At 71.4% G+C, this 8,094-nt stretch carries 8 protein-coding genes and 2 pseudogenes; 6 read left to right on the top strand and 4 right to left on the bottom strand.

The window, feature by feature from the left end; translation table 11 throughout:
• Both Q0116_RS05135 and Q0116_RS05130 read right to left on the bottom strand, forming a co-directional pair.
• Positions 1-321 (bottom strand): annotated as a pseudogene (locus Q0116_RS05135) (exonuclease RecJ); the annotation flags it as partial.
• A gap of 36 nt (positions 322-357) precedes the next feature.
• Positions 358-825 (bottom strand): 30S ribosomal protein S15, encoded by a 468-nt coding sequence (locus Q0116_RS05130; RefSeq protein ID WP_297886114.1) that lies wholly within the window; start codon positions 823-825, stop codon positions 358-360.
• A gap of 353 nt (positions 826-1,178) precedes the next feature.
• On the opposite strand from Q0116_RS05130, the gene Q0116_RS05125 reads away from it, so the two are divergent.
• The 4 genes from Q0116_RS05125 (at position 1,179) to Q0116_RS05110 (ending at position 5,379) form a co-directional block, all read left to right on the top strand.
• Positions 1,179-2,744 (top strand): Na+/H+ antiporter NhaC family protein, encoded by a 1,566-nt coding sequence (locus tag Q0116_RS05125; RefSeq protein ID WP_297886113.1) that lies wholly within the window; start codon positions 1,179-1,181, stop codon positions 2,742-2,744.
• Positions 2,741-3,013 carry a hypothetical protein gene (locus tag Q0116_RS05120; RefSeq protein WP_297886112.1) on the top strand — a complete coding sequence of 91 codons (273 nt, stop codon included), beginning with the start codon at positions 2,741-2,743 and terminating at the stop codon, positions 3,011-3,013. The genes Q0116_RS05125 and Q0116_RS05120 overlap by 4 nt, the downstream gene beginning before the upstream one ends.
• A gap of 450 nt (positions 3,014-3,463) precedes the next feature.
• Complete coding sequence (locus Q0116_RS05115; protein ID WP_297886118.1) at positions 3,464-4,147, top strand: PHP domain-containing protein; 684 nt, start codon at positions 3,464-3,466, stop codon at positions 4,145-4,147.
• A 5-nt stretch (positions 4,148-4,152) separates the two neighbouring features.
• The gene (locus Q0116_RS05110; RefSeq protein ID WP_297886116.1) at positions 4,153-5,379 is read left to right on the top strand and encodes an asparagine synthase C-terminal domain-containing protein; all 1,227 of its coding nucleotides are present in this window, start codon (positions 4,153-4,155) and stop codon (positions 5,377-5,379) included.
• Positions 5,380-5,638: 259 nt separating this feature from the next.
• On the opposite strand, the gene Q0116_RS05105 is transcribed toward Q0116_RS05110, so the two are convergent.
• Positions 5,639-6,319 carry a uracil-DNA glycosylase family protein gene (locus Q0116_RS05105; RefSeq protein WP_297886111.1) on the bottom strand — a complete coding sequence of 227 codons (681 nt, stop codon included), beginning with the start codon at positions 6,317-6,319 and terminating at the stop codon, positions 5,639-5,641.
• Positions 6,320-6,679: 360 nt separating this feature from the next.
• On the opposite strand from Q0116_RS05105, the gene Q0116_RS05100 reads away from it, so the two are divergent.
• Positions 6,680-6,847 carry a hypothetical protein gene (locus Q0116_RS05100; protein WP_297886110.1) on the top strand — a complete coding sequence of 56 codons (168 nt, stop codon included), beginning with the start codon at positions 6,680-6,682 and terminating at the stop codon, positions 6,845-6,847.
• 255 nt (positions 6,848-7,102) lie between these two features.
• Positions 7,103-7,834, top strand: coding sequence for an archaeal proteasome endopeptidase complex subunit beta (psmB, locus tag Q0116_RS05095; RefSeq protein WP_297886109.1), 732 nt, complete (start codon positions 7,103-7,105; stop codon positions 7,832-7,834).
• 129 nt (positions 7,835-7,963) lie between these two features.
• On the opposite strand, the pseudogene Q0116_RS14325 reads toward psmB, so the two are convergent.
• A pseudogene (locus tag Q0116_RS14325) lies at positions 7,964-8,094 on the bottom strand (phosphatidylcholine/phosphatidylserine synthase); the annotation flags it as partial.

Below are 8,094 nucleotides of genomic sequence, written 5' to 3'. Positions count from 1 at the left end.
CACGGGGTCGGGATCGACGCCGAGCGCGCGGGCGACCGCGAAGGCCGCCGTGCTCGCCGGTCGCCCCGTCCCGGGGATCGCGTGCGGGCCGCGGTCGACGCCGACCGTCACCGCGACGCCGTCGTCGACGTCCGCCGGGACCGGATCGCGGTCGACCCGCGCCTGGAACGGCGTGCCGGCCGCTCGGAGCGCTCGCGCGAGCAGCCCCGCGGCTGCCAGCGCGTCGCCGTCGTCGGTCGCGACGAGCCGGACGAACGGCGCGTCTGCGAGGACGCCGGCGAGCGCGTCGGGGGCGGACGTGGCGGACGTCGCTTCGGTCATGGTGGTGTCGTGGACTCCTGTCGCCGCGTGGGCCGCTTACTCCTCGAGGATCTCGACGGCGTTCTCGTAGGTGTACGTGAACTCCTCGTCGATCTCGTCGCCGCGGTAGTAGTTCGCGAGGCGGCGGATCTTCGACTCCGTGTTCTGGAGCGCGCGCTTGTTCTGGTGGTCCTGCCCGTTCTCCTCCATGTGCTCGCGCAGGCGGATCGCCTGCGACATGAGGTTGCGGAGGTCTTCCGGGAGGTCGGCGTCGGCGTCGTGTTCCTCGAGGATCTCGGTGATCTTCTTGTCGGTCGCCAGCTTCACGTCGGGGACCGGGACGCCCTTGACGCCCTCGTCGCGCAGCTTGAGGCCGATGACGCTGGGGTCGTGGCCCTGCTCCGCCAGTTCGACGACGCGGGACTCGATGTCCTCGGCGTCGACGTCGCTCCACTCCGGGGTCTCGTCCGTCGCCGGTTTGTCCGAACCGGACGAACCGCGACGGCGCGTGTGCATTCGTGCCATTGTCTGTTGGTTGGAACGGCACAACCGCAACGTGACCGCGACTCCGCGCGGCGCGGCTACGGACCGCTCGCGGACGAGCGATCCGACCGGACGATCCGCGCGAGCGGGCCGCCCGACCGCGACGCCGGAGGCGTCGGCGCACTGCTACATTCCCAAGCCGCGGGCGAAAGGGCCCCGGCGAGTCGGATCTGCAGCTGTGCTGTTCCCGTCAGGACGGTCGCCGTCGGGGGTCTTAAGCGTGTTCTTGTCCCGCGGCGGGGCGACGCCGTCGGGGGAGCGCACCCGCTCCGTCTGACGGAGCGCACACGGGGATTTAGGTGGGTCGTCAGTCTGCGGAGGCGTGTGAACGACAAATGACCGAGACGAGAGACGGGGCCCCGCCCGCGACCGACGGCGGGGACCCCCCGGACGGTAGCGAGTTCGGCGTCGACGACGACGCGAGCAATGGCCCGCGGATCGAGTTCCGCGGGGGGAAGTGGGCGAGCACGGTCCCGCTCGTCTTCTTCATCTGCTGGGCGATCTTCCAGAGCGGCGTCCTCGGGATCGGTGACACCAACGGGCTCGTCGCGGGCGCGCTGGTCGGGACGACGCTCGGGATGTTCCTCGTCCGCGGCGACTGGAAGGCGTACGCCGACACGATCTTCGAGGGGATGACCCAACGCGTGGCCGCGACCGCTATCGTCGCGTGGCTGTGGGCCGGGATGTTCGCCGAGACGCTCCAGGTCGGCGGCTTCGTCGAGGGGCTCATCTTCGCGGCCGACGCCCTCAACGTCGGGGCCGCGACGTTCCCCGCGGCGGCGTTCGTCCTCTGCGGGCTCCTCGCGACCGGCATCGGGACCGGGTACGGGGCGACCGTCGCGTTCGTGACGCTCTTCTTCCCGGCCGGGGTCCTCATCGGCGCGAACCCGGTGCTGCTGTTCGCCGCCATCCTCTCCGGGGCCGTGTTCGGCGACAACCTCGCGCCGGTCAGCGACACGACGATCGTGAGCGCGGTCACGCAGGACGCCGACATCGGCGGCGTCGTCGCCTCGCGGTTCAAGTACGCCATCTCGGCGGCGGTCCCCGCGCTGGCCGCGTACCTGATCGCGGGGTCGGTCATGTCCGGCGTGGCGCTCGAGGGGGCCGTCGCGCTCCGCGAGTCCGCGAACGCCCTCGGGCTGGTCCACCTGCTCTCGATGGGCACCGTCATCGTCACCGCGGTCGCGGGCCGCCACATCGTCGAGGCGATCTCGTGGGGCCTGCTCGTTGCGATCGCGTTCAACCTCCTGTTCGGGCTGTCGAGCGCGAGCGACATCGTCGCGTTCACCGTCACGGAGGCCGGCGCGCTCACCGGGCTCCCGGTCGTCGAGGTGGGCGAGACGGCCGGCGTCGGCGGCAGCCTCTACGCCGGCGCGGTCGGGTTCTTCCCGCTCATCGTCCTCACCCTCCTCATCGTCGCGATGGCGCAGATCATGATCCGCGGCGGCGGCTTCGAGGCGATCCAGGCGGCGCTCCTCGACCGCGTCGCGACGACCGTCCGCCGCGCGGAGCTGACGATGGTCCTCGGCACCGCGACGATCAACGGGATGATCACGATAAACACCGCGGCGGAGATCGCGATCGCCCCGTACGTCGCCCGGATCGGCGAGAAGTTCAACATCAACGGCTACCGGCGCGCGAACATCCTGGACGCCAACACCTCCGCGCTCGGCTACATCTTCCCGTGGGCGGGCGGCGTGTTGGTGGGGTATCAGGTGATGGTCGGCCCCGACGGGCTCGGGGCCGAGTACGGTCCCGAGATGGTCGTCAACCCGATCGAGGTCGTGCCGTACGTCTTCCACGGCTGGTTCCTCCTCGCCATCTTCATCCTCGCCGCGATCACCGGCTTCGGGCGGGAGTACATTCCCGACCGCGCCTCCGAGGAGGTGTCGCGCGCGTGAGCGTCTTCGACAAGTTCCTCGCGGGCTGGTCGTTCCGCGGGTCGACGCCGGCGTACGCCGCCGGTGACGTGATCGAGGTGATGGTGACCGGCGACGGCGACCGGCCCGGCGAGGTCGTCGCCCGCATCGGCGACTCGACGCTGCGGATCGCCGACGCGCCGGCGGACGCGGTGAACACGCGGGTCGTCGTCGAGGTGGAGTCGTGGGACGGCTCGGCGCACGCCGGGCGGGCGACGTACCGGAAGACCGTGGGCGAGAGCGCGTTTTAATCGAGGCTCGACATTTTTGGGTCTCGCCTCGTGGGTTTCGCGGTTCGCCTGTCGATGGCCGATTGCGGATCGACCGCGAACGCCGCCAAAGCCCCAGCCGCGAGGACTCGATGCGCTCGCTGTGGTCCTCGGCGCTCACCGCGTTCGCGCCTGCGGTCCTTGCGTCGCGCGTCTTCGTCCTCGCGGCTGCCCCTTCGAGTCCGACTCCGACCGCGACCGTACGGCAACCGCGCCTCGCGCCGCCCCAACCTCGCGGTTCGCGCTCTTCGAGCGCTCACCGCGTCCCTCGCGCGTGCTTCTCACGGCCGCCCTCGGCGGCCGCTCGGCGGCACGCGCCACCGCGATGAGCGTTTGCGTATCACATCGGCGTATCGGGGGTCAGCCGCCGCGAATCGACGGGAACGGGCTCGAACCGGGGCGCTTTTTATGACCACGCTCGAATCGACGGACGTGCTATCGGTCGAGCTCCACGCGCACTCCGCGCTGTCGTACGACGGGCGCGACCCGGTCGATCTCCTCTTAGAGCAGGCGGCCGCGGTCGGGCTCGACGCGCTCGCCGTCACCGACCACGACGAGATCGACGCCAGTATCGAGGCGGCCGGGAAGGCCCCCGACTACGGCCTCGTCGGCATCGTCGGCATGGAGGTGACCTCGGCGGTCGGCCACGTCCTCGCGTTCGGCATCGAGGAGCGCGTCGAGAGCGGCCTCCCCTTCGACGAGACGCTCGACCGGATCCGCGATCAGGGCGGGATCGCGGTCGTCCCCCACCCCTTCCAGAAGTCCCGCCACGGCGTCGCCGCGCACATCAGCGACGAGCAGCTCGCGAGCGCCGACGCCCTCGAAGTGTACAACTCCCGGCTGTTCACCGGGCGCTCGAACCGACAGGCGGAGAAGTTCGCCGTCCGCAACGGGGTCCCGATGACCGCCGGCAGCGACGCCCACATCTCCGAGATGGTCGGCCAGGCGGTGACGGAGGTGGGCGCCGACGAGCGCTCCGCGGCCGCGATCCTCGACGGGATCGCCGACGGCCGGACGAGCGTCGTCGGTAAGCGCACGCCGTGGCGCGTCTCGCTCCGGCAGTTCGGCGGGGGAGCGAAGCGCCGCGCGCTCCGCGCCATCGACGCGATCCGGTGACCCCGATGTCGCCGGAGCACCCCGCGGCCGACGGCGGCTCGGCCCTCCGCGGCTTGCCAGCGGACCGCGTCCGCGCCGCCCTCCGCGACGGCAACCCCCTCCCCGGCGGATGCGGCTTCGCCGGGCTGCTGGCCGACCCGCCGGACCGCGAGGGAACGGTCCTCGTCCGCGACGTCCTCGGCCGCCAGCCGCTGTTCGTCGAGCGTGACGCTCTGGATCCGGAGACTGAGCACCGGCCGACCGCGCCCGGCGCGTGGGACTTCGACCGCGACGCGCTCGACGACCCGGAGTCGGTTCCGGCCGGCGGCGTCGTCTCGGCGACCGGCACCGAGCGCGTCTGGCGGCTCCCGGAGCCGGCGGCGACCGCGGACCGGGAGGCGGCGCTGGCGGCGGTCGAGGACGCCGTGAGCGCGGCGCTCCACGACCTCGTTCCCGGAACGAGCGACCCCGAGACCGACGGCGGCGACCTCGCGGTGGCCTTCTCCGGGGGCGTCGACTCCGGGCTCGTCGCGGCCGCGGCGCCCGAGGCACCCTGCTACGTCGCGGGCTTCGAGGGGAGCCACGACGTCGATGCGGCGCGTGCGGCCGCGGGAGCGATGGACCGCGACCTCCGGGTCGTCGAGATCACGCACGACGACCTCACCCGCGCCGTCCGCGCGGTCGCGGCCGCGACCGGCCGGCGGAACCCGATGGACGTCGCCATCGCGGTGCCGCTGTTCCTGACGGCCGAGGCGGCCGCGGCCGACGGCTTCGACCGGCTCGCCGTCGGTCAGGGGGCCGACGAGCTGTTCGGCGGCTACAGCAAGGTCGTCGACCCCGCCGAGGACCCCCGCGTCGAGGCCGACACGGTCCGCGACGCGCGGACCGAGACCGTCCGCACGCTGCCCGACCAGCTGGAGCGGGACGTGCTCGCGCTCCGCGCCGCCGGGGTCGAGCCCGCGACGCCGCTGCTCGACGACCGCGTGGTCGCCGCCGCGCTGGCGCTCCCGGACGACCTGCTCGTCGACGGCGACGAGCGCAAGGTCGCGCTCCGGCGCGTCGCGGCCGGGCGCGTTCCGGAGTCGGTCCGGACCGCGGACAAGAAGGCGGTCCAGTACGGCACGTACGTCTCCCGCGAGCTCGACCGGCTCGCGCGGCGAGCCGGCTACAAGCGACGGATGGACGACCACGTCGGCAAGTACGTCGACGCGCTGTACAGCGAGGAAAAACCGGCCGGTGAGGGCCGGAACTGACCAAGTCGCCGCGCGGAGTACCAGTCCTGCGGCCGACGCCCGATCGTCCGGGCGTCTGTGTACAGATCGACAGGACGGATATAAAATCCGAGCAGTAGCGACAAATATGACACGTTCGGCGGCGGGCAGAAAACGATCGGTCGCGGAGCCGACCGATTACTGCCGGATCGGCGCATTGGCGACTCGCTTTGCCGGAGAAAGCGCACGTCCATCCGAGCGGAAACCGACCGGCCCGCGGTGACCGGCGGTGGCCGCGGGGTCAGCGGACGAGGTACGGGTCGTGGCCCGCGACGAAGCGACCGAGGTCGCTCTCGCGGCGGAAGTCAGTCGACCGGAGCTCCCGGAGCGAGTCGACGAGCCGGTCGGCGTCGCCGTCGGTCCAGTCGGCGGGGTCTTTCACCGGCACGACGAGCCAGCCCGCGCCGAGCAGCTCGTCGCCGTGGAGCGCGTCCATGTCGACCTCGGTCTTCCACGCCCGCGCGGTGTAGGTCCCCAAGACGTGTTCGGTCGCTCGCGCGCCCACCGGGAGCAGGACGTGGGCCGCGATGGCGCGGAGCTCCGCGTCGAAGAACCGCTCCATGTCGTCGTACGACCCCTCGTCCGGGGCCGACTCGCCCGCGCACATGTGGAGGTACGAGAGGAACGTCCGGTCGGTCCGGACGGGGTCGACCGCGGTCGGGTCGCCGTCGGTCGCGACGCCGTCGGGGGCGACGCCGGGGGCGAGCCCCGCGATCAGGCCGGCCTCGGAGAGCGCCGACAGGAACGCCGGCGACCACGGCTCGCCGGTGAAGGGGACTCCCGCCGCGGTCCCGCCGTGGACGCCGGGACGGTCGCCCACGACGTGGAAGTCGGCGTTGGCGTCGCCGTAGCCCGGAACGAACTCGGGGCAGTCGGGACGCATCCCGAACGGGTTCCGGATCTGGTCCGTGACGTTCTTCACGCGACACGGTAAGTGCGCATTCGGTTAAATCCCGTTCGGTCCGTGGCGACCCGGTCCCCGTCCGGTTCGGCGGGTCGCGCCGGGCCCGCCGGAGAGGTCGCTCCGCACCCGCCGAACGGGTCGCTCCGCACCCGCCCCAGACACAGCGATGCGAGGCGCATGAGCCCTCGTAGATTCTCATAAGTTATAGGAATGAACGCCGTCCGACCGGCTTGGGGTACGCGTCGATCGGCGCGGATCGGTAGAAGTTTCAGGATCGTTAATCAACGACCGGAAACCGCAAGACAGCGGCGGGTCGAGCGCGGCGCCGGGCACGGAAGATATTTATATACCCCTCCGTTGGGGTGTGACAGAAGTTCAATGTTCGACCGCATCCGTACCGCGGCCCTCTTCGGGCTGCACCAAGCGTCCGTCGCCGTCGGGATCTCGCTGTTTCCGGTGGCCGTCTTCGCGCGTCAGCACCTCGGCGTCAACGTCCCCGTCGGTCGGCTCGTCGAGACGACCACCGAGGCCGTCGACGAGGAGTGATCGCGCGCCAGCGATAGCTCGTTTTCCGCGACCGACCAGACGCCGAGCGACCGCGAGACCCTTCTTCGACCCGCGATCGCACCGCTCTCCTCGCGTCCGTCGTGCCCCCGCAGCGTCCGCTCCGAGGTCCGCCGCGATCCGGCGTCTCCCGCCGCGGTCCGCCGGTCCTCACCCGGCGACGGATAGGCCCGTCGGAACCGGTCGGCGGCCCCCGAAGGGTTGCCTTTATCTGCGCGCCGGGCGAACGAAGGCGTAATGCGAACACCGACTGGCGACCTCTCCGACGGGCCCGCCGCCGACCTCGGCCGCGACCAGCCCGTCTTCGGACCTGAGCTCGGCGAGTTCGAACACAGCGAGCGCCGCGCCGCGAAGGCGGACGGCGAGGGCGAGATGAAGACGGGGACCACGACCGTCGGCATCAAGGCCGAAGACGGCGTCGTGATGGCGACCGACATGCGCGCCTCCCTCGGCGGCATGGTCTCCTCGAAGGACGTCCAGAAGGTCGAGGAGATCCACCCGCGCGGGGCCTTGACCATCGCCGGCTCCGTCTCGGCGGCCCAGAACCTCATCTCGACGCTCCGCGCCGAGACGAGCCTCTACGAGGCCCGCCGCGGCAAGGACATGTCGATGGAGGCGCTGTCGACGCTCACCGGGAACCTGCTCCGCTCCGGGGCGTTCTTCGTCGTCCAGCCGATCCTGGGCGGCGTCGACGACGAGGGCGCGCACATCTACTCCATCGACGCCCTCGGTGGCACGACCGAGGAGGAGTACACCGTCACCGGCTCCGGCTCCCAGTACGCGCTGGGTGTCTTAGAGCAGGAGTACGGCGACGACGTCACCATCGACGAGGCGAAGACCATCGCCGCGAAGGCGATCCAGTCCGCCGTCGAGCGCGACCTCGCCTCCGGCAACGGGATCAACGTCGCGGTCGTCACCGACGACGGCGTCGACATCACCCGGTACAAGGAGTTCGACGACCTCCTGTAAGCGCTCGGCGACGCGGACCCGCCGAACCCCCGTTTCTTTGCCGTTCGATTTATTCCGAGGAGCGGAAGAACCGTCTTTCTCAGAGCCGTATCGACGCCGCCGAATCCCGGTCGCCGCACCGGACCGGGCTCACCGCCGGAGGCTCGGCGGGGCCTGGATTCCGTCGCCCCAGTAGAAGCGCGGGCCGAGGAGGAGGTAGCCGGAAGAGAGGAACAGCAGCGCGAACGCGAACCCCTCGCCGATCCACGCCGGGAGCGCGC

Origin of the sequence: uncultured Halorubrum sp. (assembly GCF_937146585.1) — an archaeon.
Classification (GTDB): Archaea; Halobacteriota; Halobacteria; order Halobacteriales; family Haloferacaceae; genus Halorubrum; species Halorubrum miltondacostae.
The sequence above is the reverse complement of the archived record's forward strand: the minus strand, read 5'-3'. Positions and strand labels throughout refer to the sequence as shown.